25 protein-coding genes are annotated in these 23,758 nt (G+C 33.4%); 7 read left to right on the top strand and 18 right to left on the bottom strand.

Annotation, left to right across the window (positions count from 1 at the left end; genetic code table 11):
* Positions 1-13 precede the first annotated feature (13 nt).
* Positions 14-559, top strand: a complete 546-nt coding sequence (locus tag ACWGOQ_RS00205) for an RNA polymerase sigma factor (RefSeq protein ID WP_452056529.1) — start codon at positions 14-16, stop codon at positions 557-559.
* A 2-nt stretch (positions 560-561) separates the two neighbouring features.
* Complete coding sequence (locus ACWGOQ_RS00200) at positions 562-2,241, top strand: hypothetical protein (RefSeq protein ID WP_452056528.1); 1,680 nt, start codon at positions 562-564, stop codon at positions 2,239-2,241.
* A 139-nt stretch (positions 2,242-2,380) separates the two neighbouring features.
* Here ACWGOQ_RS00200 and ACWGOQ_RS00195 read toward each other — a convergent pair whose 3' ends face one another.
* Positions 2,381-3,121 (bottom strand): lysophospholipid acyltransferase family protein, encoded by a 741-nt coding sequence (locus tag ACWGOQ_RS00195; RefSeq protein ID WP_452056527.1) that lies wholly within the window; start codon positions 3,119-3,121, stop codon positions 2,381-2,383.
* A gap of 74 nt (positions 3,122-3,195) precedes the next feature.
* Here ACWGOQ_RS00195 and trpS point away from each other — a divergent pair, with 74 nt between their 5' ends.
* Complete coding sequence (trpS, locus tag ACWGOQ_RS00190; RefSeq protein ID WP_452056526.1) at positions 3,196-4,164, top strand: tryptophan--tRNA ligase; 969 nt, start codon at positions 3,196-3,198, stop codon at positions 4,162-4,164.
* A 76-nt stretch (positions 4,165-4,240) separates the two neighbouring features.
* Here the strand turns inward: trpS and ACWGOQ_RS00185 are convergent, their stop codons facing one another.
* Together ACWGOQ_RS00185 and ACWGOQ_RS00180 are read right to left on the bottom strand one after the other, a co-directional pair.
* Positions 4,241-4,930: a hypothetical protein gene (locus ACWGOQ_RS00185; protein ID WP_452056525.1), complete on the bottom strand. Its 690-nt coding sequence runs from the start codon at positions 4,928-4,930 to the stop codon at positions 4,241-4,243.
* A gap of 157 nt (positions 4,931-5,087) precedes the next feature.
* The gene (locus ACWGOQ_RS00180) at positions 5,088-6,560 is read right to left on the bottom strand and encodes an alpha/beta hydrolase family protein (RefSeq protein WP_452056524.1); all 1,473 of its coding nucleotides are present in this window, start codon (positions 6,558-6,560) and stop codon (positions 5,088-5,090) included.
* 230 nt (positions 6,561-6,790) lie between these two features.
* On the opposite strand from ACWGOQ_RS00180, the gene ACWGOQ_RS00175 reads away from it, so the two are divergent.
* Both ACWGOQ_RS00175 and ACWGOQ_RS00170 read left to right on the top strand, forming a co-directional pair.
* Entirely contained in the window at positions 6,791-7,153 is a 363-nt protein-coding gene (locus ACWGOQ_RS00175; RefSeq protein WP_452056523.1) for a BlaI/MecI/CopY family transcriptional regulator, read from the top strand.
* A gap of 1 nt (position 7,154) precedes the next feature.
* Positions 7,155-8,603, top strand: coding sequence for a M56 family metallopeptidase (locus tag ACWGOQ_RS00170; protein WP_452056522.1), 1,449 nt, complete (start codon positions 7,155-7,157; stop codon positions 8,601-8,603).
* Positions 8,604-8,698: 95 nt separating this feature from the next.
* Here the strand turns inward: ACWGOQ_RS00170 and ACWGOQ_RS00165 are convergent, their stop codons facing one another.
* The 6 genes from ACWGOQ_RS00165 to ACWGOQ_RS00140 all read right to left on the bottom strand — a co-directional run bounded on the left by ACWGOQ_RS00165 (position 8,699) and on the right by ACWGOQ_RS00140 (position 13,217).
* Positions 8,699-9,322 (bottom strand): hypothetical protein, encoded by a 624-nt coding sequence (locus tag ACWGOQ_RS00165; protein ID WP_452056521.1) that lies wholly within the window; start codon positions 9,320-9,322, stop codon positions 8,699-8,701.
* Between the two features lie 243 nt (positions 9,323-9,565).
* Positions 9,566-9,961 (bottom strand): hypothetical protein, encoded by a 396-nt coding sequence (locus ACWGOQ_RS00160; RefSeq protein ID WP_452056520.1) that lies wholly within the window; start codon positions 9,959-9,961, stop codon positions 9,566-9,568.
* On the bottom strand, positions 9,962-10,981 hold the full coding sequence (gene pheS, locus ACWGOQ_RS00155; protein WP_452056519.1) for a phenylalanine--tRNA ligase subunit alpha: 1,020 nt from the start codon (positions 10,979-10,981) through the stop codon (positions 9,962-9,964).
* Positions 10,982-11,086: 105 nt separating this feature from the next.
* Entirely contained in the window at positions 11,087-11,791 is a 705-nt protein-coding gene (locus tag ACWGOQ_RS00150; protein WP_452056518.1) for a ceramidase domain-containing protein, read from the bottom strand.
* 583 nt (positions 11,792-12,374) lie between these two features.
* On the bottom strand, positions 12,375-12,797 hold the full coding sequence (locus ACWGOQ_RS00145) for a lipocalin-like domain-containing protein (protein WP_452056517.1): 423 nt from the start codon (positions 12,795-12,797) through the stop codon (positions 12,375-12,377).
* Between the two features lie 63 nt (positions 12,798-12,860).
* A complete protein-coding gene (locus ACWGOQ_RS00140) occupies positions 12,861-13,217 on the bottom strand; it encodes a hypothetical protein (RefSeq protein ID WP_452056516.1) in 357 nt (118 codons plus the stop codon).
* Between the two features lie 232 nt (positions 13,218-13,449).
* On the opposite strand from ACWGOQ_RS00140, the gene ACWGOQ_RS00135 reads away from it, so the two are divergent.
* Positions 13,450-13,962, top strand: coding sequence for a CvpA family protein (locus tag ACWGOQ_RS00135; RefSeq protein ID WP_452056515.1), 513 nt, complete (start codon positions 13,450-13,452; stop codon positions 13,960-13,962).
* Between the two features lie 424 nt (positions 13,963-14,386).
* Here the strand turns inward: ACWGOQ_RS00135 and ACWGOQ_RS00130 are convergent, their stop codons facing one another.
* The 3 genes from ACWGOQ_RS00130 to ACWGOQ_RS00120 all read right to left on the bottom strand — a co-directional run bounded on the left by ACWGOQ_RS00130 (position 14,387) and on the right by ACWGOQ_RS00120 (position 17,093).
* Positions 14,387-15,019 (bottom strand): carbonic anhydrase family protein, encoded by a 633-nt coding sequence (locus tag ACWGOQ_RS00130; RefSeq protein WP_452056514.1) that lies wholly within the window; start codon positions 15,017-15,019, stop codon positions 14,387-14,389.
* A 13-nt stretch (positions 15,020-15,032) separates the two neighbouring features.
* The gene (locus ACWGOQ_RS00125; RefSeq protein ID WP_452057197.1) at positions 15,033-16,634 is read right to left on the bottom strand and encodes a SulP family inorganic anion transporter; all 1,602 of its coding nucleotides are present in this window, start codon (positions 16,632-16,634) and stop codon (positions 15,033-15,035) included.
* A 126-nt stretch (positions 16,635-16,760) separates the two neighbouring features.
* Positions 16,761-17,093: a hypothetical protein gene (locus ACWGOQ_RS00120; RefSeq protein WP_452056513.1), complete on the bottom strand. Its 333-nt coding sequence runs from the start codon at positions 17,091-17,093 to the stop codon at positions 16,761-16,763.
* Between the two features lie 188 nt (positions 17,094-17,281).
* Between ACWGOQ_RS00120 and ACWGOQ_RS00115 the strand changes: the two genes are divergently transcribed.
* Positions 17,282-18,487, top strand: a complete 1,206-nt coding sequence (locus tag ACWGOQ_RS00115) for a DUF418 domain-containing protein (RefSeq protein WP_452056512.1) — start codon at positions 17,282-17,284, stop codon at positions 18,485-18,487.
* Between the two features lie 3 nt (positions 18,488-18,490).
* Here the strand turns inward: ACWGOQ_RS00115 and ACWGOQ_RS00110 are convergent, their stop codons facing one another.
* The 6 genes from ACWGOQ_RS00110 to ACWGOQ_RS00085 all read right to left on the bottom strand — a co-directional run bounded on the left by ACWGOQ_RS00110 (position 18,491) and on the right by ACWGOQ_RS00085 (position 23,747).
* Entirely contained in the window at positions 18,491-19,240 is a 750-nt protein-coding gene (locus ACWGOQ_RS00110; protein WP_452056511.1) for a tetratricopeptide repeat protein, read from the bottom strand.
* A gap of 11 nt (positions 19,241-19,251) precedes the next feature.
* Positions 19,252-21,018, bottom strand: a complete 1,767-nt coding sequence (locus tag ACWGOQ_RS00105) for a BatD family protein (protein WP_452056510.1) — start codon at positions 21,016-21,018, stop codon at positions 19,252-19,254.
* Between the two features lie 3 nt (positions 21,019-21,021).
* A complete protein-coding gene (locus tag ACWGOQ_RS00100) occupies positions 21,022-21,900 on the bottom strand; it encodes a tetratricopeptide repeat protein (RefSeq protein WP_452056509.1) in 879 nt (292 codons plus the stop codon).
* 84 nt (positions 21,901-21,984) lie between these two features.
* Complete coding sequence (locus ACWGOQ_RS00095) at positions 21,985-23,019, bottom strand: VWA domain-containing protein (protein ID WP_452056508.1); 1,035 nt, start codon at positions 23,017-23,019, stop codon at positions 21,985-21,987.
* Positions 23,020-23,082: 63 nt separating this feature from the next.
* Positions 23,083-23,589 (bottom strand): flavodoxin family protein, encoded by a 507-nt coding sequence (locus ACWGOQ_RS00090; protein ID WP_452056507.1) that lies wholly within the window; start codon positions 23,587-23,589, stop codon positions 23,083-23,085.
* Positions 23,586-23,747, bottom strand: coding sequence for a hypothetical protein (locus tag ACWGOQ_RS00085; RefSeq protein WP_452056506.1), 162 nt, complete (start codon positions 23,745-23,747; stop codon positions 23,586-23,588). Before ACWGOQ_RS00085 ends, ACWGOQ_RS00090 begins: the two co-directional genes overlap by 4 nt.
* Positions 23,748-23,758: the final 11 nt, after the last annotated feature.

Here is a 23,758-nt window from a genome sequence, read left to right as displayed (position 1 = left end):
ACAAAAACTGTTCGTGAGTTTAGACCAGCTCATAAAAAACTGTAAAAAACAAGATGCTAAGGCACAGGAACAACTGTATAGGCTATATGGTAGTAAACTATTTTCTATCTGCTTAAAGTATTCTAATAATTATGCAAGTGCTGAAGACACCTTGCAAGATGCGTTTATTACAATTTTTAATAAAATAGAACAGTACAAAAACAAAGGTTCTTTTGAAGGGTGGATGAAACGAGTTACTATCAATACTGCCCTGCAAAAGTATCGTAAACAAAAGGTTTTTGAAATTATTGGTGAAGAACAAATCGAAGATATAGAAGTCGAAGTAGACGAAGATAATGTCTCTCTGGATTATCTCCTAGACATTATCCAGCAATTACCAGATCGGTATCGATTAGTTTTTAACCTTTATGTCCTTGACGGTTACTCTCATAAAGAAATTGCCGAAATGTTACATATTTCTGTTGGTACTTCTAAATCTAATTTAGCAAGAGCCAGAAAAATTTTAAAAGAAAAAATAGAAACCAAACAAGAACACCACGTTCAGTCAATTGAAGGATGAATATGAGTGATAAAAAAAATATTGATAGATTGTTTCAGGAGAAGTTCAAAAATTTTGAAGTAGCTCCTGACGATGCTGTCTGGAAAAAGATCCAAGCACAAAAAAATAAAGATCGCAAACGAGTACTACTTATCCCTTTTTGGTATCGTATTGCAGGGGTTGCTGCATTGATTGCAATCACGATCACTGTAGGCTCTGTTCTATTAAAAGACACTACTATACCAGATCCTGCTGTCGTTACCGAAGACCGAAAGAATAAAGACCTAATACCTAACAAGAACCATGTAATTGCAAAAGATGAATTGGTAGATGTCCAAAAAAATCAAGAATCTCGTGACAATGATGGTACTTCCAAAAATTCTAATAGTGATAATGAAGCCATCACTCAAAATTCGCTACAAACAACCGATAGAAAAGATACTTCTTTTGATATACGAACAGCTACCGAAAATTCAATTTCGAAGAAAAAAGATGCTACTTTAATTACCAAAAACACCTCAGATAAAAAAGAACTGCCGAACGCTTCAAAAACAGAAAAAAATGTACGTATAACAACTTCTAGCAATCAAAAGAAGAACAAAATCTTATCTGAACAACAGACCAATATTACAAGTGCAGTCACTGATTTGAAAAACACAAGTGCTTTCAATAAAGATAGACAAAAAGCTTCTGATGGTATTTTTTCGGATGAAAATACTAAAAATGAAATCGTTGGAAATAACACTTCCTCAAACAAAGAATTAGAAAATCTTACTGAAAAAAAGAATTCTTATGTTCGCCCCAGTAATAAACAAGATGAAATAAAAGAGTCTGTAGCAGATAATACAAAAGCTACCAACTTGAATGATGAAAAGGTTTCTAATCAAAATACCAATCAAAGTAAGGATAATGATAAAAAATCGATTTTTGATGCTATAAAAGATAAAGAGCAAAAAGAAACTGTTGTAGCAGAAACTAACAACGGGAAAAAATGGAATATATCACCAAATGTTGCACCAGTATATTATGATTCTTTCGGAGGTTCTTCCATAGATCCTCAGTTTTCTGATAATAACAAGCAAGGCGAAGTGAACCTTAGTTATGGTGTTCAGGTAGCATACGCCATTAGTAAACGATTTATTGTACGATCAGGAGTTCATAAAGTTGACGTTGGTTACAATACAGAAGATGTAGGGTTTGGTATTTCTTCTATAACCAGAGGAGATAATAGTCTTACCAATGAACAAAGTATTGTTGTATCAGATTATCAAGGTGGGCCTGCCAGCTTTGCTCCTGCACCAGTAGATGTTAATGATGAAATTTTGGTAAAATCTCAAAACCCCGGATTACTTAATCATAGTATTGGGTATATAGAAGTACCACTAGAGCTTAAATATTCACTTACGGATTCTAAAATAGGGATTCATATGATTGGAGGAGTCAGTACGCTTTTCCTTGAAGATGAAGAGGTGTCGATCATTGCTGGTAGTTTTCAAAACGAAAATGTAGAAAGAGAGGATACGGTTAATGACATAAGCTTCAGCGGAAATATTGGTATAGGTTTTGATTATAAATTATCTGATCAATTTCAAATTAATATGGAGCCTATCTTTAAGTACCAGTTCAATGGATTTAAGGAAAGCGCCCAAGATTTTAAGCCCTATTATTTTGGAATATATACCGGGATAAGTTTTAAGTTTTGATTTAATGAAAAAGAAAAGTAACTACGTGTGTTTTAGGTTATTTTAGTTGGTTAGGTTGAATTATTGCTCTAGGGAAGCAATGATGACAAAGCTGTTTCTGGGGAGGAACAGCTTTTGTTTTTAACGATATGGTTTTATACTATAAATGATTAGATTGAAGCTTATCTAAAATAATTTTATATATACTTGTTTTTAGTTCTTTTTTATGCTCTTGGGTTAGCCCTTTAGTTGAGATTTCTTTATGAATAAATGCTCTCATCCGTCCCGGAGTTCCGCTAAAAAATGTGTATGAAAATCGTTTCTTATTATCAAGAAATGTTAATGGGAGTATCGGGATCTGATGATCGATAGCCAATCTAAAAGCACCATCTTTAAATTCATCGAGTAGTACCGACTCATCTTCTGGGACACCTCCTTCCGGAAAAATACAAATACTTATTCCATCTTGTAGCCTGGCCTGCGCTCTATCAAAAACTTCTTTTCTACTTTTTTGGCTGTTTCTATCCACAAGAATACAAGTTCGTTTATAAAAGAACCCAAATATCGGAATCTTTGCCAGTTCTTTTTTACCAACAAAAACAAAAGGATTTTTAACACAATAAAGCATCAACATAATATCAGTCATAGAAGTATGATTAGCCACAAACATGTAACTCTTATGTCTGTCTATTTCAGCTTCTTTTTTTATTCTTGGGATAAAGCCTGTACCATACAAGACAATTTTAGCCCAAAACCTTGCAACCATAAAAAACTGGGAGTACCACTGTTCTCTGGAAGTAAAAATCAACAAAACAGGAAACATGATGATAATGGGTATTCCCATCATCGCATAAAACCAAATACGCCAAAGAAGAATCAATATGTATCTAAAGATAAACATAGGTGCAAAAATACGCAATTGCTTTGAGCTATCTGAACAAAAAAATTACCTTTGCCACAAACTATAAAAATATTATGGCAAGAATTCTAACAGGGGTTCAAAGTACCGGAACACCTCATTTAGGGAATTTATTAGGAGCGATAATTCCTGCGATTCAGATGGCAAATCAACCGGAGAATGATTCTTTTTTATTTATTGCAGACATGCATTCTTTAACGCAAATTAAAAATGCAGAAATATTGAGAGAGAACACCTACTCTACTGCTGCGACCTGGCTGGCTTTTGGTTTAGATATAGAAAAAACGGTTTTTTACAGACAAAGCGATGTGCCACAAGTGACCGAATTGGCGTGGTATCTCAATTGTTTCTTTCCATATAAGAGACTCACATTGGCACATTCATTTAAGGATAAGGCAGATCGATTAGAAGATATCAATGCAGGGTTATTTACCTATCCAATGTTGATGGCTGCGGACATCTTGCTATATGATGCCGAAATTGTGCCTGTCGGAAAAGATCAGGAACAGCATATAGAGTTTACAAGAGATGTTGCCGAAAGAGTACATAATAAGGTGGGAGAAGTATTTGTGTTGCCAAAAGCACAATTTCGTTCTGACACTATGCACGTACCAGGTACTGATGGAGCTAAAATGAGTAAATCCAAGGGCAATATAATTAATCTGTTTTTACCAGATAAAAAACTGCGCAAAACAATTATGGGTATCCAGACAGATAGCACCCCTCTAGAAGAACCCAAAAATCCTGATACTTGTAATGTGTTTGCCTTATACCAATTGGTCGCAACTGAAAATGACATAGCAGCGATGCGAGCAAATTATCAAAGAGGCAACTATGGGTATGGCCATGCAAAACAAGCTTTATATCAACTCTTGATAGATAAGTTCTCAGAAGAACGTACACGCTATTCCTACTACATGGAAAATCTGGAAGAAGTGGACAAAGCTTTAGCTATTGGTGCTAAAAAGGCTTCAGAAGTAGCTGCAAAGGTGCTTTCTAGAGTACGAGGAAAAATTGGATACTAGTTCGAATTTTCAAACAATAAACAAAGCCAGTTTTACTAGTAAAACTGGCTTTGTTTGTTGTTATATTTATCAAGGATTAAAATCCACGTTCTACTACTACCATTAAATTATGGGTTTTATTTTCTTTGTTAAAAAGAACCGGATATTTTCCGGGTGTGATGATATTTCCTTTCAATCCCATTTTTTTAGCAACTTCCTTATCCAGAATGATCTTGTTTTTTAGATAAAATACATTTGGTTGCGGATTAGGCTCTCCTAACGCTATTTCAGTACTGAGTTTCGGTTGAGTGTAAAATTGTACCCCTAATATATTTTCGTTCATTGAAAATGGTACACCTTCAGCCTTTTCGTCCATTTTCAATCCATAAATATCTTTAAAAGACCTAAATTCTCTCGGATCAATCTTTTCATTTATGATCCAAGGATCCATAAAGTCTATACCACAGGGAATAATTTGACAAGGATCCCAAACAACCGGAGGAAGATTTATTTCAACAAAAGGATTAGGCAAACATTCTACAATGACACAGACATCACCTAAGGAAGACTCACACGATTGTATTCCTGTGATAGGATTCGTGACACTTTTTGCATTCAACTGTAGCGTAAATCTACAAAACTCTCCAGATGCTTTTCCTTGAAGAAGCACACGATCTTGTTCCCCGGTTGTGTCAGGAAAAATTACTTCTTCTGCAACATCTTCTTTTTGACAAGCTACTAATGAAAATAAAATAGCTCCAATAATTACTAAAAATTGTTTTTTCATGATTACATGGTTTTAAGTTAAAAAATAAAAAAGAACATCATGACCATTATCAACTATTGGCAGTTGTGGTCTTATGAGGTCCTTCGATTATTAGTGTAGATTAAACCGAAGAGGTAAACATTGTAACCCTAAAGTAAACAATTATTTTCCAATATTATCATTGAATAGAATCTCCTTTATAAACATTCATTTCTAATAATGTATACCTGTTACTTACTATGAATGGATCTGATTTTGTCTTATTTTTCAGATGTTTATCAAAGAATTCGAGTAGCAATTCATTTGTTATTTTTAAACCCAATTTAGCATCTATAGCGCCGGTACCTGCTAACGATTTTATCGGAATCATAAGAGGAATATCCATAAAATTAGGATGACCAGACTTTAGTAGTTTACTTTCGTAGAAGTAATCATTACTCTTATTTATATAGACATGAGAATTAATATCCTGATGATCCGCTGGCCAATCTGAAGAAATATGAAGAAATGGTTTTTGATAGATCGTATCCATCATTTCTCCCCACTGAATACCGTCAATATTTGCCGCAGCCTTTATTCTATTATCTTTTATCATTGCCTGACCTGCAGCTCCTCCTCCTCGCGAATGACCAAAAACTCCAATTTTATTCAAATCCATTCTGTCTTTAAAAAATCCTTTATCATTCCAGTTTTCTAATGTATCCATAACAGCAATTAAATCATTAGACCATCTCTTTATTATTTTGGTCGCAAAATAACCTTTAGATGACTCCCTAATTATTCTATGACGTTCATCGAAAGAAATATCTTTTGTAAAAGCATTTTTTATCGGTGCAATATGTTTCATAGATGATGCATCTTCTCTTGAAAGATATTCGTAATCGAAGAATTTCATCTCTCCATCTGGAAAAGTAGCTCCCAAACTCTCATAGGTATGTGTTACATTTATAATAATATACCCGTGACTTGTGATTTCTGTCAATAAAGAATAATAACCAGTAGACATAGAACCATAGCCTGGAGAAAAAATCAAGACAGGAAATGTTTTCTTTCCAATTGGTGCATCCCGATAAACATCTGTTTCAATACGATCTAAATAATTTATTGTGAAAGGAGGTAAAACCCCCATACTATATTTTTTGACAAACCCTATCCGATTCGCCTCATCAATATATTTTTCTTTTTTTATATCAAAAACATCTTTTGTAGGATACCATACCTTAACCATCAGCTCTCTTTTATCCAAAGAATCTTTAGTTATCAACTCCTCTCGATCTGTTTGTATATGCATCCATTTACTTCCAACATCATACTTGCCTGTGGATTCCGGTAACGAAAAAACAGCTAATATAAAAGGTAAAGACCACATTGGAATAAGTGTAAGAATTACTATTGCGTATCCAAAAATCCCTATAAATGAAGGTTTTGAATTGACTTCAATATTAATTCTATATATTCTCCAAATAACAATTATTATTAGTAAATAGGCAGGTAACATCTGCCATCTCCACCCATCAATACTTAGATGTAAAAAAGTAAGTATTAATATGAAAGATAACATATACTTTTTTTGTGTTTTTCTTAATAGTAGCCTTTTTACAAAGGGTAAAATCGTAATAACGATTAGTAAAGTAATTTCTAGTATTCTCATTTCTTAAAAATGTTTAGAACATAAGATTCCTAATTATCATTAACTACTGAATTTTAATCGATAGACTACCCTTTTAACCTTCTTTTTTACTCATATTAACATAAATAAAAATTTGTCTTGAATTCTCATAAAATAAAATTTTAAACTATTTTTTTAGTTCAAACTAAAAAAATAGTTTACATTAGCAATCTCAAACTAACACTTTAGTTTGAATTTTTAAAAATTCGTCTATGAAACAATTGACCAAAGCCGAAGAAGATATTATGAAAATCCTATGGGATTTAGAAGAAGGAGGTGTTCTGGAAATTCTCGAACAATTGCCAGCACCAAAACCGGCATATAATACTATATCTACTATTGTTAGAATATTAGAGGATAAAGGTTTTGTTCATTATCGAAAAGAAGGTCGAATTCATATATATATCCCTTTGGTTAAAAAATCAGCATATAGTAACCAAAGTATTAACAAACTGATCGATGGTTATTTTCAGGGGTCTTTTAAGAGTATGGTTTCTTTTTTTATGAAAAAGAATGATATCAGCATCACTGAGATGGAAACAGCCATGCGTGAACTTAATAAAGAAGAAGAATAATATGATACATTTTGTACTACAAATACTGGCGATACAATTACTGTTTTTGGTAATGTATGATCTATTCCTTAAAAAGGAAACCTTTTTCAACTGGAATCGTGCCTACCTCATCATTACTCCTATTCTAAGTTGTATTCTTCCTTTTGTGAAAATTAAATTTCTTCAGGAATATATACCACAGCAATATATAATTCAGCTACCATCGGTTTTCATAGGTAATCAAAATATTCGAGAAGTTTCTCTTTATGAAGTAGTTATAGGAAATTCTGCTTCTATTTCTGAATATCTCACTTTTTCCAAAATATTAATGTACTTATGGTGTCTGGGAGCGATCATTAGTTTTTCTATATTTTGTTATAAGTGCTATAGAATACTAATTCTTAAGAAAACCGGAAATTCCTCAAAATTAGAAAGCATCCATCTTGTTGCTATACCAAACAGCACGATTGCTTTCTCTTTTTTTAATTCAATTTTTATTGGTGAATCTCTTTCTGAAGTTAAAAAAACCAACATTTTACTACATGAAAAAGTGCATATCAAAGAATATCATTCTTTGGATCTCATTTTCTTTGAAATACTGCGCGTTTTATTTTGGTTTAATCCCTTGGTATATATATACCAAAGTAGAATGACGATGCTTCAGGAATATATCGCAGATGCAAAAGCTATAGTAGAGACTACTAAAAAAGAATACTATCAAGACCTATTATCACAGGTTTTTCAAACCGAAAAAATTTCATTTATTAATACATTTTTTAATCATTCATTAATCAAAAATCGACTTATTATGTTACAAAAATCAAAATCAAAAAAAATCTTTCAATTAAAGTATTTATTACTACTGCCCGTGATTTCTGTCATGTTAGTTTATACTTCATGTACGGAAGATGCTAATGCGCAATTAGCAAACGACTCAAATGGCGTTTCTAAATCCGAAAGTACCATCTTAAACAATATAGCTGAACTAAAAGAATCCATTGCTGCAAAAGGAGAAATGACTGAAGAAGAAAGAAAAGCATTAAAAGGGTTGTTGTTATTAACTACAGAAAATGGTTTTTCTGAACCTTTCTTCCAGGATGTTGTAGCTGATGCAGAAATTCCTTTTGGAGTTATAGAGAAGATCCCTGTCTATCCTGGTTGCGAAAACCTATCACAAACTGAAGCGAAAAAATGCTTTTCTAAAAACGTTTCACAGTTAGTTGGTAATGAATTTAACACTGAAGTTGGAAAAGCATCTGGTCTTACCGGACGTCAGAAAATTTACGTTAAATTCAAAATTGATAATCAAGGTAATGTTGTAGATGTCGCAGCAAGAGGACCAATCCCTCAATTTGAAGTTGAAGCTAAACGTGTTATTAACAAATTACCTAAAATGACACCAGGAGTACAAGATGGGGTTAATGTTAATGTAATGTATTCTTTACCTATAGTTTTTGAAATAAACGAGTAGTTTCATATAACTTACTATCATTGTTAAGTAAAAACATGACTGTTTAAAACATTATTTTAAACAGTCATGTTCATTTGCCAACAATTGGATCCGGATTAACGCTCAAAGCCTTTCTCTACTGAAAGTATCGCATTAAAAGTTTTGTTTTCTTCATTAATAATAACTGGATAAGTACCCGCTTTAATTACATTACCATGAAGTCCAAGCGCTTTGGAAGTTTCTGCATCCAGCACAAGGTTTTCTTCCAGATAAAAAGTATTATCTCTCAAGAAACCTTCATCTTGATAAAATTGTAATCCTGCAACACCTTCGTTCAGCGCAAATGGAAATACATTTTCTCTTGGATCAATTTTAATATCCAATTTATCCCTAAAAGAAATAAATTCTCGGGGATCAATTTTTTCATAAATAATCCACGGATCCAATATTTCGATCCAACACGGAACCAATTGACAAGGATCAAAAATTAAATCAGGTATGCATATTTTATATACATCACATATGCCAGGAAATTGTGAATAGCAGTTTCCTGCTATCTTCAATCCTCTTCTTACAAAATAATAGCACCTACCCCAGCGGGCCTTTCCATCGGCTTCCAGCAACGTATTGCTATCTATGGTAACAGAATCATCTACCGCGGTATTCGCTACTGTTTCTTTCTCACACGCACAAAAAATGCATAGTGTCATTGTTACAACTAAAAAAAATACTTTTTTCATAATATTTAGGTTTTAAGATTAAAAAATCCCCATTACAATTGGCCGTTGGCTTTCCAATCGCTTAGGGGATATATGATATAACTGCTTTCCGTTTTTAATTACTTTAAAAAGCTGCTTTTTCTAATAAAATTTTAAATTGGGAAATCCGACACTAAAGTACTATTCATGTAAATCCTAGTCACGGGGTTTACACCTGTTTTGAACGAGTTATTTAACTAATTTAGTTGTAAGAAAAGAAGTAACTTATGTGATTAAAGCTCCTCGTTGTTCCATCACTGGAAGATCCCGAAAAGCCTTTTCGTTAATGGTATTTTTTCTAAAAAGAAATTTTTTATCAAAAAGCTTTCCATCAGCAAAGAATGTTACGGCAAATTCATTATTCATTGAAAACAATTCTTCCTGAATCATTTCGATCTTAGCGGATGATTTGGCATTCAGAGTTCCTATACCGTGTCTCAGTAAAGATGTTTTTCTTTGGGTATCATATCCTTTGGTAACTACCATGACCATTTCTATGGATATTTCCTGGTCATTAATGATATAAGAATTCCAATCATATCCACCAAACTCCTCATTCCATTCTTTTAGAACAGCAATATAGACATTCTTAACAACCGGTATTTCTATATCCTTTTTCAACTATAATGTTGCCTTAAATTGTTCTAAAAAACGTACATCATTTTCACTTAACATACGGATATCAGAGATTCCGTATAATAATAGGGCTATACGGTCAATTCCCATACCGAAAGCGAATCCGCTGTACTCCTCTGGATCGATATTACAATTTTTTAAGACATTAGGGTCTACCATTCCACAACCCATAATCTCCAACCAACCTGTTCCTTTTGTCATTTTATAATCGGTTTCTGTTTCTAATCCCCAATATACATCTACCTCCGCACTTGGCTCAGTAAATGGGAAATAGGATGGTCGCAATCTGATTTTAGATTTGCCAAACATTTCTGTAGTAAAATATTGTAATGTTTGTTTAAGGTCAGCAAATGAAACGTCTTTATCAATATACAAACCTTCTACCTGATGAAAGAAACAATGTGATCTTGCAGAAATAGCCTCATTACGATAGACTCGCCCAGGAGAAATTGTTCTTACTGGCGGCTTATGCTCTTCCATATATCGTACCTGCACAGAAGAAGTGTGTGTGCGTAACAAAATATCAGGATTCGTTTGTACAAAAAATGTGTCCTGCATATCACGTGCCGGATGGTATTCTGGTAAATTCAATGCAGTAAAGTTATGCCAGTCGTCCTCTATTTCTGGACCTTCACTTACGTTAAAACCAATCCGTGAAAATATATCTATGATTTGATTCTTCACCAAAGAAATTGGATGCCTGGATCCCAATACAATCGGCTCTGCCGGACGTGTTAAATCTCCATAAGGTCCTTTTTCTTCCTCTTTGGACTCTAATTCATCTTTTAAGGATTCAACTTTATCTTTTACCTTATTCTGAAGGTTGTTAATGATCTGACCAAATTCTTTTTTTTGATCATTTGCAATGTTTTTAAACTCTTCAAAATAATCTTTGACGATACCTTTTCGCCCTAAAAATTTTATTCTGAATGCTTCAACTTCTTCTTTGGACTTCGCCTTGAATTCTTCAACCTCAGCTATATACTCTTTAATCTTATCGATCATGATCTTTTTCTTATGTAAAAGGCAAATTTAAATAGAAAATACAACAATTAAAGGTCAAACTGTAATAGAAGTTTCTTTTTTCAACTCAAAAATTTTTCTTTTTGGTTAGGTTGTCTGTGAATCCCCATTTTCTTCTAGTTTATCTTTATAAACAAACTGCATCAAAAAGAAAACCGATACCCCCCCAAATAGATGCCATAACCAATGTGTACCCATATACAAAAAATCAGTTTCCCAAAAGGTGTCTGCACTCCTAAAACTTACCGCTATCACAAAGAAAACAAAGGCCAAAATAATCATTTCTTTATGCTGACCATTTGTTTTTATAAGATAGAGGATAATTGGAAGTAACACCGTAATTGCTGTAATCACGTACCCTAAGGAAATTCTAACTACAGAAGGAATTGGAAGCATTCTTACTGCAATAGAAGCGCTAAAAACTATAGTAAACACCAAGATCCTTTTCCACCAAATCCCGTATAATTTTAAAATGAAATAAAATACTGCCGACATACACAAGACCATAATAGGCACCCAATCCATAAATAACCACACCTGATGACTTCTAGTACCGTGAAATAATGTTCCACCGATAAAGCCAATGGTTAATATTGGTAGACTAAAGGTAAGAAACAAATGTTGTCTCGGATTTTTGTAGATGCGTATCACAAAGTATACGATGATAAATAGAAATACAAGATTACTGATCGTATTAAATGGCTCTACTGGAAACCTACCCATAATTGTCTCCTGATAAATCGGTCCACTATCATTAGGTACCTTAAGATCATTAAAACTATTTGTGAGCATTTCTTTTTATAATAACATTAGAAAAATGACTTAAGCTTAAAAAGTAGTTCTTCTTAAATCAACTTTAAAAAACAATACAATAAAACTTTCAAGTTCAGAAAGGTATCTCATTTTGGTGTTCCTTAGGAATACAAATTATGAAGTGCGTTAAAGCTCGTTAAAAAACTTGACAAAAACATATAAATTAGTTATTTTTAGTAATCTATAAAAAGATAAGTACAACTTAAGTTGTATTACCAATTTTCCCTAAATAACATTTCATAACCGATATATGCAAACAACTGGTAAATGACTAAGAGTTAGTCATTATTTTATTGTTTAATTTAAAAAAATGCCGATATGAAAAAGCTGTTTTTTGGAATCTTGATCATTGATATGAAGGGATTAAAAGAATTAATTAGTAATCTTCCTTCGGCTTGCTGGTATGCGATGCGTAGATAATTACATGATTAATGAACTTCTGATAAGAAACATTTAAAAGCGATCTATTCAAAAACCCTTAAGAAGTTTAGGATGTTGCTTACATCAAATAGAAAGACGCTCTGGTAGAGCGTCTTTTTTAATAAGTTGCTATGAATACTGATTAAATCTTGACGAAGACATCTCTGTACTCCGTAGTTTGACCATCAAAAGTATCTGAATACTCTATAGAAAAAGTATTTCCAGAAAAGTTTATCTCTTCTTCAGAAGTATCCCCATCTACAGTAAAGCTGTAGACGTTGTCGCCTGAATTTATCCAGGTTCCTGTATCTACACCATCTGGAGCCAATTCGCAATTTCCATCTCCATTCTCTTCATAAAATTCTGACCTTAAACTTCCATCTTCACTAAATATTACAACTCCCTCTAAGTCACAAGGGTCTGATGTAATCAGTTCTCCGTTTTCAAATTCTTGAGATAATTTCCAAGACCCTATTATTGGATCTTGATTTCCATCATCATCATTGCTACAGGAAATTGCTAAAATAGAAAATGAAACGGTCAATAATAAAATAAGTTTTTTCATAAAAGTGATTTTGTTACATTATATAACCAAAGATGAACCTACTCTTAAAAGGTTGCGTATCTTTTAAAAAATATATTCACTTGAAACAAAATATCCCACAATTGCTTCTTTCATCAGAATCGATTGCTCTCCTGCTTTAAGGTTAGGCAGCTGCTCTTTAACAGTATAATGAGGCCATCCTTCTTTATCAAAATAATCAAACTCATAGTAACCATAAGGTTCTAACAGTCTGCAGATTGCAATATGCATTAAATCTAATTTCTCATCTTTTTTAAATTTACGATGTACCTGTCCTAATTCCTGCACTCCAATTAAATAAATTATTGCATCCAGATCCAGCACTTCACCATCTGCAAACTGATTGGACAGTTTGGTTACTAATTCTTCCCATCTTTCCTTTAACTTCTCATCTCTGGTCATTAGATTTTTTTTGCAAAAATACGATTTCATATGATTGAACGCCTAGTTTGAAGAAGCTTTGATATTATATTTTTAAAACAAAAATTCATTATCACAAAAGTTGAAGATCTCGCTTCCCCCAATTAACTTCTTTCCATCGTTATACATCTATGTTTTAATAGTAGTATCTGTTCTAATATGGGGTGCAAGATTTTGATTTAAAACATTATATTAGTCAAAAGAAAATAATTGGATGAATTACTTAGACATCATTTTGGGGATATTATTACTATGGGGGCTCATCAGAGGTTTTAGTAAAGGTTTATTTGTTTCGCTTGCGTCTTTAGTAGCCTTAGTTGCCGGGATCTATATTGCTGTACATTTCTCTCATCTTGCAGGAGGATATTTAGAAAAATACGTAAATTGGGGAGATGGTGCTATGAAACTTACTGCGTTCGCAATTACATTTATAGTTGTAGTTGTCCTGATATCACTTGCAGGTAAATTATTAACTAAAATTGCAGATTTCGCTTCGTTGGGTGTTCTAAATAAACTTCTAGGAGCTGCTTTTGGGGTGTTAAAGTTTGCATTTATAGCTAGTGTTGTTATTATTTTTGTAGATGCTGGTAATAGGAGTTTAGGAATTATAAAACAAGAAACCCTAAAGTCTTCAATTCTATATTTGCCTGTAAAAAAACTTGCACCAATGGTATTACCTAATGTTTTGAAAAGCGAACCTGATGAAGGTGAAAACAACAATGTTTAGCAACTTTTACCAAGGCACTTTCATTTTTCAAGTGGACATAGATTGTTTTTTACTATCCTCTTTTACATATAACAAACACTTGGTGAAATTTTTAAAAATATCGGATTATGGAATAAACTCCGGAATGATATCAATTCATTCCATCATATATCTTGGTTGTTACAATAAACTAACGAAAAGCACTCGGATATTTCTATTTTTTAAATCCAAAAACATTTCTTCCATAGTATACATTCCTGTCTGACGCATATACAGCACGACCTAATCTTATTATGAAAAGGGAAGCAATTTCTAGTATTTGAGTAGCCAATTGCTGGAAATCACTAGTAGTACAAACAACGGTTCTTTCACATGTTTGACATAAAGTAACCAGAAAAGCCGATACTAAATAGTATCGGCATATTTTAATATAATTTTAGAAAATCTATTTGTCAAAAAATTGAACACTTCCATCACTAACATCATACATAGCGCCCATAATAATAATTTCCTGATTGTCTTCCATTTCCTTCAATACGTCACTTTGTTCACGAATATTATTGATTGTCATCAGTACATTTTTAACCGCTACTTCATCTACAAAATCTAAATTTTTAGAATTTCTTAGGGAACTATCAGTTGGCTTACTAACTGCCGCTACGGCTGGTTTTATTTTACTTAACAATGAGGTAAGGTTTCCTAATTTAGCATCGTCACAGGCTCCTTTCACCGCACCACAACTTGTATGCCCCAGAACTAATATCAATTTTGTTCCTGCCAGTTTGCTAGCAAACTCCATACTACCAAGGATGTCTTTATTTACAAAATTACCAGCTATTCTTATGCTAAATATATCTCCTAACCCTTGATCAAATATCAGCTCCGCAGATACTCTAGAATCAATACAACTTAGTATCGTTGCAAACGGAAACTGCCCATCTCTTGTTTCATTCACTTGTTCCAAAAGGTTTCTATTCGCCTTCAAATTATTCTGAAATCTTCCATTACCTTCCTTTAAAAACTGTACTGCTTTCAAAGGAGTCATGGTCGCTTGCGTTTCTTTTGTATGTGCTTTCATAATTTTCTCTACTTTATTTATTAATGCTGTTTTTAGGTCTTAACTTAAAAAATTGAATGTAGTCATCAGGATTGTCTACTACTCCACGGTCAGATACTAAATGGATATCAATATTTCTGTTCTTAGCTTTTTCCGAAAAATCCTGTAATATTTCTATGATATCATTATCTAAATACCTTGTCTTGGTAACATCCAGTGTGAGATCAGAATATTCTGGTAATTGATCCAGTTCTTTTAAGATAGCACCTTTATTAAAAAATGTAACTTCTTCTGCTAAAGTCATTTTAATTTTATCCTTTCCGTTACTCTTTCCTTCAATATGTAAAAAGTGAGAGTTTTGGTAACTTTTAAATAAAATAATTACTATTCCTACTGCTAAACCTAACCCGATTCCTATTAATAAATCTGTAAACACAATACCTAAAACAGTTATTATAAATGGAACGAACTGTTTCCAACCCGCTACCCACATAGCCTTAAACGTTGATGGTTTTGCCAGTTTGTATCCGACAATAAAAAGAATTGCCGCTAATACAGAAAGTGGAATCATATTCAAAAAGGTTGGAATTAAAATAACCGAAGTTAAAAGAAAAAACCCATGAATAATAGCAGACATTTTACTTTTACCACCTGATTGTATATTAGCAGAACTACGCACAATAACTTGAGTTATTGGCAATCCACCGATTAATCCAGAGATCATATTACCTGTTCCTTGTGCAAGTAATTCTCTATTGGTAGGTGTTACTCTTTTTTCTGGATCTAATTTATCTGTTGCTTCTACGCATAATAATGTCTCCAAACTCGCCACTAACGCTATTGTAAAACCTGTAATCCATATATCAATATTAGTAATTACGGCAAAATTAGGGAAAGCAAACTGCCCTAAAAAACTATCAATACTATCTGGTACCGGTACTGAAACCAAGTGTTCAGCCGTGATACCGATGGCACCATCTTTTGTAAACACATAGAAAAGTATCCCTACTACTACTGCTACCAGTGGTCCCTGAACTAATTGAAAAAATTTTCCCTTTTCAGATAAAACGTTACTCCATAAAACTAAAATACCTAAACCTAAGAGCGCCACAATAGCAGCGCCTACATTAAAACTTCCACTCAAAAGTGCGTTCAGCGTTTTTAATAATTCAGTAAAAGTATTTTCTCCATCAATTTGAAGAAACGCAAAATCTCCTTCAGGGTTTGCATCAATACCAAAGAAATATGGTATTTGTTTAAGAATAATAATGATTCCGATTCCGGTAAGCATGCCTTTAATCACCGAAGAGGGAAAATAATATCCAATAATTCCAAGTCTAAGTATTCCAAAAATCAATTGAATTAATCCTCCTAAAACAACAGCAACCAAGAAGTTTTCATACCCTCCTAAAGAAGAAATAGCTGCAAGAACAATGGCTGCTAATCCAGCTGCTGGTCCACTGACTCCTATCTGCGAACCACTTAAAGCTCCAACAACAATCCCTCCAATGATTCCTGCTATAACACCAGAGAAAAGAGGAGCTCCACTTGCCAATGCAATTCCCAAACATAGGGGTAGTGCCACAAAAAACACTACAATACTTGCGGGAAGGTCTTTTTTTAAATTTTTAAAAATACTCATAATTTAATGATTAAGTTGTTGCCAAAAATCAGGCAATTAGGTTTTTACAGTGATTAAAAAATCAAAATGTCCTCTTCATATTTTGGAACAGTAGAGGATAAGAAGAATATGTACTAAGAATTACGAGTATTCCGGAGGAGGTGTAATATACTCAAGAAACACGGATAAGTGTCCATAATTTAACGCTGGATAATCATTTAAAGTAAGTATAGCAACATTTGCGCTTTTATCATCTGTATATTGAGAAATCTTATCTTTTTCTTTTAAGTCTTCTTTTTCAGAAGTATCCTTTTCGTTGGATTCTGATTTTTCTTCTGTGTCCTCTATGATATGTGCTATTGAATCTTTATCACCACTATAAAAATTAAATAATTCGACAGCATAATTTCCCAAATAGAAAAGAAAACCGACAAAAATCAAGGATTTAGCTATTTTTATTTTTATAGTTGGCATACATTTTTTTATGGATTGTAAAAGTAATAGTAATACTTTCAAAAATCTGTTAAATCAATCGTAAAATTCCTATATATAAATATACTGAAAAGAGATTTTTTTACCAGCAGTATATTTCAAAAAATGTTGAGAGAATTTAACTTTTTAGTATTTGTTTAAACGGTTTCAATAGATTAATTTTAATTGTCTTGGAGAATTCTACATCTAATAGAATCAAAATAATTGATGCATTACGAGGTTTTGCATTGGCTGGAGTGTGTTTGGTCCATATGAACGAACAATATATTGCATCTCCACCATCCGAAAATCTAATGGAGGTTACTAATAGTATTTTTGATCAAGTACTTGGTGGGGTTATTGGTTTCTTTATAGTTGGTAAGTTCTTTGCTTTATTTTCAATCCTTTTTGGTCTAAGTTTCTTTATACAAATGAACGGTGCATCTAAAAGAAATGAAAACTTCGATTTACAATTTCTTTGGAGAGCATTCTTACTATTCATTATTGGATATGTTCATCAATTGTTTTATAAGGGAGATATTCTAACTATATATGCCCTATTAGCTCCTTTTCTTATTCCTTTTTATCGTTTGCCAAACAAGTGGATATTGTTAGTCTCTGGTCTGTTCTTAATTAGTGTTCCCAGATTCATTTCCTATGGAATTCTGGGTACTGAAAGTGCTTTTGGACTAGCACCCATAACAGAGGCTAATACCGTAACAAATTTAAACTATATAGCTACATTAAAAGGAGGAAGTATTACAGAGGTGTTCGCGATAAACGGAAGTCAGGGAATGTTACAAAAAATGGACTTTCAGATAGGATTGTTTGCACGATTCTATCTTACATTTGGGTATTTCCTTATTGGTTTATGGCTTGGAAAAATTGGCCTATTTCAAAAGATAAAAGAAAAAAAACTACTGGTAAAAAAATGGTTGAAATGGGGACTCATCCTATTTGTGATTACGCTTTTAATAACTATAGCTATCTTTTTGATTTCATCGCAACCAGTCAACTTTGAAAACTGGTTACACGTTTTTGGTATCAATGCTTATGATTGGTCTAATATTGCACTAACATCAATCATTCTTTGCGGTTTTATTCTAATGTATCAAAAAAAAAGAGGATATCAATTCTTTTCTTTTTTTGAATCATATGGCAGAATGGCATTGACGAACTATATGTTACAATCCATTATCGGTACTTTTCTACTTTTTGGATGGGGATTAGGGCTTTTAGGAAAGTTGCAGACGATGTATCTCGTACTTATCGCTTTATTAGTTATTACATTACAGGCTATAGTAAGTAAGCTATGGTTAAAAAGGTATAGGTATGGTCCGTTGGAATGGTTATGGCGAAGCGCTACCAAAGGTAAAATTCAGGCTTTTAAAAAGTGATTTTTACAACTCCTTAAGATCTGTTGCCGGGATCCATCCTATTTTTCCATCAGCTAATTTGATTTTTTTCCAATTGTTTACCGTTTCAGTTACTTTAACCTTGGTTCCCTCATGAAGTTCAAATACCTCTTCACTTCGTAAATTAGGTTCGCTTTTTACCGTAGTTTCTTGGGCAAAAATGATAGCGTATTGATTGTTTTTTATAAAATTATATTGCTTAAAAGCAAAGAATACTGCGAATAAGCCAATGAACAAAGAAATCCAAGAACCTAGAAAAAACAACCGCTTCTTAGAGGATATTCTGGCAGAATAATACAGTATAAACAACATCACAAAAAGCATTACAAAAAGTATCGAAATCCACGCCCACATATCGAAATTAAACATGCTCGTAAAACCATTGATTGTTCTTGAAATTACACCTTCAGGGATTACATCGATTGCATCAATAGTAGCGTTATTAGCAAAAGCAAGGTTGTTTTTAATATCCTCATCATTAGGTGCTAACTCCAAGGCTTTCTCGTAATAATAGATACTGGACCCAACATTACTTAACTTATAATGAGAATTACCTAAATTATAATATAACGCTGCCGATTCCTGACCTTTATCTAAAATCGATTTATATAAATCAATAGCTTTCTGATACTCTTCTTGATTATAAAGCGTATTGGCTTGATCAAAAACCTGATCATCCTGAGCTATGCTCACCATACTGATTAGAAAAACAACAACTTTTACTAAATTCTTCACTACTTCAATTTTTATAATTGTTTATCAATAGCTGCTATTACCCTCGAAGCTTTATCATAATCCTGTTGCATTGCGGTAGTAGAAGACGGAGTATATCTTGCAAATTCGCAACTTTCTAGCAATGCAATAAATTCTATCGAGGTTGTATCCTGCACTTCTCGTTCTTTTAGTAAACGCTGGATACGATCTTTACTCATATCACTGGTCTGAATATGTAATTTTGCTTTGAGATAATTATGCAATGCACGCTCCATTGCTATATAGAATTCCTTTTGGTTCCCCAGATTCTTTTTTGCTTCTGACAAGTATTTTCTCGCTAACTTATCAGCTTTACGAACTCTGTTGCCACTAACATCACTTAATCGTTCTTCTCTTTTTTTGCCAAAGAACAAGAATAATGGAATAGCCAATAAAGGAGCTGTTAATGCTACCCAATATCCTGTAGACTTAAAAAAGTATGTTTTTTCTATGGGTTGCAGGTTTGCATCAAGCTTTAAAAACCTAAATTGACTTCCTGTTTGCGTTACTATTTGTTTGGTAGTTCCAGAGGATTCAGAATTGGTAACAATACTACCACTATCTGGTCCATTCTTTACATTAATCACAATTTCATCTGAAGTAATCGTCTTATAAGTTTCAGTCTTTAGATCAAAATATGAAAATGAAATTGGCGGAATCGGATAGGTGCCTTTAAACTGAGGTACTAGCGTATATGAATCCGAAATATTTCCTGTCATACCAGTAAGATTCGTTCTTACTTTTTCATTATGCTCAGGCTCATATTGTTCCAAACCGTTGGGGACACTCAATGTTGGCAGATCAAAAAGTTTTAGATTTCCGTTTCCAGAAACCAATACCTTAGTCTCTAGTGACTCTGTAGCATCTAATGACGTTTTATTAGGAGTGACTTTAAAATCAAAAGACCCGACGGCTCCCGAAAAATTATCAGGTTTACCTTGCTGAGGTAAAGGCTTCACCTTAATAGTTCTCGTACCCGCAGCTACTGTCTTATTTACCGTGGAGTATAATCTGCCTCCAAAAATATCACGCCGATTGGTTGGAACATCTACTGCAATAGAAAGTGTTAAGGGTTCGATTTCTAATGTACCTGTTTTCTGCGGATATAAGACTGTCTTACCGCAAACTACAAAGTTGTATGGCTCGCCTTTATACTCTCCTCGTTCCACCTTTAATTGTCCTATTTTGATCGACTGACTCCAAAAATCACTATATTTTGGGTTGTCAATTTCTCTCAGATTACTAATCTGTATTCTAGGACTTACGTAAAGTTTATATACAACAGTGATTGCTTCATTGAGATAAGGACCTGTTTTGGAAACCTCTGCTATCAAATGAAGATTTTCACTTGCCACATAGTCTGCATTATTTCCATCCTTTGGTTTATCTACTGCCGCTGTAACCTCTACTTTTACAGGCAAGGTCTTGTATGTTTGACCATCTATCTCTATAGTTGCCTGTCCAATGGTAAAAGTTCCTCTTTTGGTAGGAGAAAGAAAATAACTAAACGTTTTAGCATAAGATCGTTTACCGTTGATCCAGGAATTGCTTATAGACTGATTCGGTCCTCCAACCACAGTAAATCCGTTGAAACTAGGTTGTGTAAAGTTGTCACCGTCTTGATTCATCTCAAAATCGACCCGTAACCGCTCGTTTACACCTAGCTTTTTCTTGCTTACCTTAGCTTCAAACTTAACTTGGCCAATACTAAGCTGGGTTATTGCTAAAAATAGTGTAAGAAAAATTAATTTTATTTTCATCTGCTACCAATCTTTTTCGGTTTTTGTTTTCGCTCCCTGAGCTTTTTTGGCATTTATTTTATCCTGTACCTTCTTCTCTTCATTATTCATCGCTTCTAACAAGCTTTTAACTTGCTGAGGAGATAACTGCCCCTGAACTTGTTGTGGTTGCTTTTTCTGTTCTTCAGGTTTTCCATCACCTTCTTTTTTGTCTTTCTTTTTCTCCTCTCCTTCATCCTTTGGATCTGCTTCTTCATCTTTCTTATCTTCACCTTTTTCATCTTTTTTCTCCTCTCCTTCATCTCCTTTTTTATCCTTATCGTCTTCGCCTTCCTTTTTATCTTCCTTATCTTCGCCTTCCTTTTTATCTTTATTCTCCTTGTCTTTGTTTTCGTCTTTGTTCTTGTCCTTGTTGTCTTTATCACCCCCTTTATCTTCGTTTTTTTGTTTTTCCAATAGCTGTTTTGCTAAAGCCAGATTATAACGGGTTTCGTCATCTTTAGGATTATTCCGTAATGCATTCTTATAAGCTTCTACGGCCTCTTTATATTTTTTTTGTTCCATATAGGTATTACCTTGATTATGGAAGGCTTTATGCTTTTCTGTTTTGGATGTTGCTGTCTTTACAGCTTCTGTATAACGCTGGTTTGCCTCATCATACTTTTCTGTATTGTAATAAGCATTGGCTAAATTATATTTTGCAGTAGCATCCACTGGGTTTGTGGAAATTGCTTTTCTATACTCACCTTCTGCCTTTGGGAAATTACCATCTTTTACTAATACTTCATTCCCGGTTGCTACATATTGGTTTGCTTCTGCGATAATTTCAGTCCTATTTCCCTCTTCTTGAGAAAATACAATCCCAAATTGGAAACACAACAGTACAATTAGTAAATTCTTCATAACGTCTTTATTTTTCTGCTTAAAGAACATTTCGATAAGCTTAATATAACAGGCTCGGTTAGATATTATTCTAATGCTAGCTACCTATTGCTCATTGAATAAATTTAATTTTTTAACCCAAGAAGTTTTTCTTTCTAACAAGAAAATATCTAAAAACAACAATAGCAAACCAGCTCCCAAGAACCATTGAAATTGATCTTTGAAATCTGCAAATTGTTTGGCTTCAAATTCTTTTTTGTCCATTCCCTGCAGTAACTCAGTAACATTTTCTACTACAACGTTTGTACTAGTACCATCAATGTATGTGCCATTTGCCTGATTTGCGATTTCCTGCAAAATTGTCGTATTTAATTTAGTGATAACGGTTTCACCCTGACTATTTTTCTTATAGCTCTGTACAATTCCGTTACGTTTTATAGGTATTGGACCTCCTTTTGTCGTTCCGACACCAATGGTAAATATTCTTATCCCTTCTTCGGAAGCCGCTTCTGCCATGGACTCAATATTCCCTTCGTGATCTTCTCCGTCACTAATAATAAATAATACTCTGTTCGTTTGCTCTTCATCGTCATAGTAGGTTTTGGCTAATTCTATGGCTTCATTTATGGCCGTTCCCTGAGAAGAAAGCATATCGGTATTCATGGATTGCAAAAACATCTTTGCAGAACCATAATCTGTTGTGATTGGTAACTGCGGAAATGCACTAGCTGCATAGGCAATAATTCCTACACGATCGCTGGCTAGATTATTGATAATCTGAGTTACCAATTGTTTAGATTTTTCAAGCCTGTTAGGTGCAATATCTTCGGCTAGCATACTTTTCGAAACATCTATGGCAAATACAACATCTACACCTTCTCTTTTTACAGTCTCTAGTTTAGTACCAACTTTTGGATTTACAAGAGCGATAATAAAACACGCTAAAGCTAAACTTATCACGATAACTTTCAATATCGATTTAAATATAGACTGGTTGGGACTCAATTTTTTCAGTAGATCCTTATCTGCAAATTTTTTCTGAGTCGTTTTTTTCCAAATTAAAACACCCAAAAACATCAGTATTAGTATCGGTATCACCAACAATAACCAGAAAAATATTTTTTCTTCTAATAAGTACATTTTTATAATTCTAAGTTTATACCAATTTAAAATACACTACGACAGTCTAACTGCATCAACTGTTTACTTCTTTAATTTCAACGCAAACGCGTTTATTTTTTCTTTTACATCTGGAGCTATTTCTTTGTCTGTGACTTTTGTGTGAATATCTCCTAGATAATTCATTCCCAGATACTCGGCGCTTCTGGAAAAAGGAAGCGTAAACTCTTTTACTCTATCATCATCATTACTACAACTAAGCATAGCCATGTTTTTTCCTCTAAGCATGCGACCAAAATCCTTCTCTTTGTATAAATAATCAGAAATTCTATCCAAAAAAACTTTCATAATTCCGCTCATAGTATACCAATACACGGGTGTTGCTAAAACCAATGTCTGATAATTATGAACTATATTTTTAAAAATCACTTCAAAATCATCTTTGTTTTTGAACTCATAATCGAAGTAATTTATCTCTCTTTGATGAAGATCGATAACATCAAAACTCGTCATATTTCTTAGATAAGAAACAACAATGTTTGTATCTCCGTCGCTTCTCGAACTTCCTTGAATTATAATCCCTTTTTTCAATCCTGCTTTTGTTTTTTAAAAACACTAGTAATAATGATACCGACTCCTACACCAACCGCCACTCCTGATAAAAACCCTACTCCATCAAAGTTAAAAGCATACTTTACCAGAAATCCGACTATAATTAATAATACTCCTATAATTATGTTTCTTTTCAAACCCTCATTTT

Source organism: Aquimarina ulvae (genome assembly GCF_053613295.3).
The sequence above is the reverse complement of the archived record's forward strand: the minus strand, read 5'-3'. Positions and strand labels throughout refer to the sequence as shown.

Excerpts from the sequence above, each read along its gene's own strand:
- ACWGOQ_RS00200 (WP_452056528.1), top strand. The coding sequence starts at position 562 with ATGAGTGATAAAAAAAATATTGATAGATTGTTTCAGGAGAAGTTCAAA.
- ACWGOQ_RS00195 (WP_452056527.1), bottom strand. The coding sequence starts at position 3,121 with ATGTTTATCTTTAGATACATATTGATTCTTCTTTGGCGTATTTGGTTT.
- trpS (WP_452056526.1), top strand. The coding sequence starts at position 3,196 with ATGGCAAGAATTCTAACAGGGGTTCAAAGTACCGGAACACCTCATTTA.
- ACWGOQ_RS00185 (WP_452056525.1), bottom strand. The coding sequence starts at position 4,930 with ATGAAAAAACAATTTTTAGTAATTATTGGAGCTATTTTATTTTCATTA.
- ACWGOQ_RS00180 (WP_452056524.1), bottom strand. The coding sequence starts at position 6,560 with ATGAGAATACTAGAAATTACTTTACTAATCGTTATTACGATTTTACCC.
- ACWGOQ_RS00175 (WP_452056523.1), top strand. The coding sequence starts at position 6,791 with ATGAAACAATTGACCAAAGCCGAAGAAGATATTATGAAAATCCTATGG.
- ACWGOQ_RS00170 (WP_452056522.1), top strand. The coding sequence starts at position 7,155 with ATGATACATTTTGTACTACAAATACTGGCGATACAATTACTGTTTTTG.
- ACWGOQ_RS00165 (WP_452056521.1), bottom strand. The coding sequence starts at position 9,322 with ATGAAAAAAGTATTTTTTTTAGTTGTAACAATGACACTATGCATTTTT.
- pheS (WP_452056519.1), bottom strand. The coding sequence starts at position 10,981 with ATGATCGATAAGATTAAAGAGTATATAGCTGAGGTTGAAGAATTCAAG.
- ACWGOQ_RS00150 (WP_452056518.1), bottom strand. The coding sequence starts at position 11,791 with ATGCTCACAAATAGTTTTAATGATCTTAAGGTACCTAATGATAGTGGA.
- ACWGOQ_RS00145 (WP_452056517.1), bottom strand. The coding sequence starts at position 12,797 with ATGAAAAAACTTATTTTATTATTGACCGTTTCATTTTCTATTTTAGCA.
- ACWGOQ_RS00140 (WP_452056516.1), bottom strand. The coding sequence starts at position 13,217 with ATGACCAGAGATGAGAAGTTAAAGGAAAGATGGGAAGAATTAGTAACC.
- ACWGOQ_RS00135 (WP_452056515.1), top strand. The coding sequence starts at position 13,450 with ATGAATTACTTAGACATCATTTTGGGGATATTATTACTATGGGGGCTC.
- ACWGOQ_RS00130 (WP_452056514.1), bottom strand. The coding sequence starts at position 15,019 with ATGAAAGCACATACAAAAGAAACGCAAGCGACCATGACTCCTTTGAAA.
- ACWGOQ_RS00120 (WP_452056513.1), bottom strand. The coding sequence starts at position 17,093 with ATGCCAACTATAAAAATAAAAATAGCTAAATCCTTGATTTTTGTCGGT.
- ACWGOQ_RS00105 (WP_452056510.1), bottom strand. The coding sequence starts at position 21,018 with ATGAAAATAAAATTAATTTTTCTTACACTATTTTTAGCAATAACCCAG.
- ACWGOQ_RS00100 (WP_452056509.1), bottom strand. The coding sequence starts at position 21,900 with ATGAAGAATTTACTAATTGTACTGTTGTGTTTCCAATTTGGGATTGTA.
- ACWGOQ_RS00095 (WP_452056508.1), bottom strand. The coding sequence starts at position 23,019 with ATGTACTTATTAGAAGAAAAAATATTTTTCTGGTTATTGTTGGTGATA.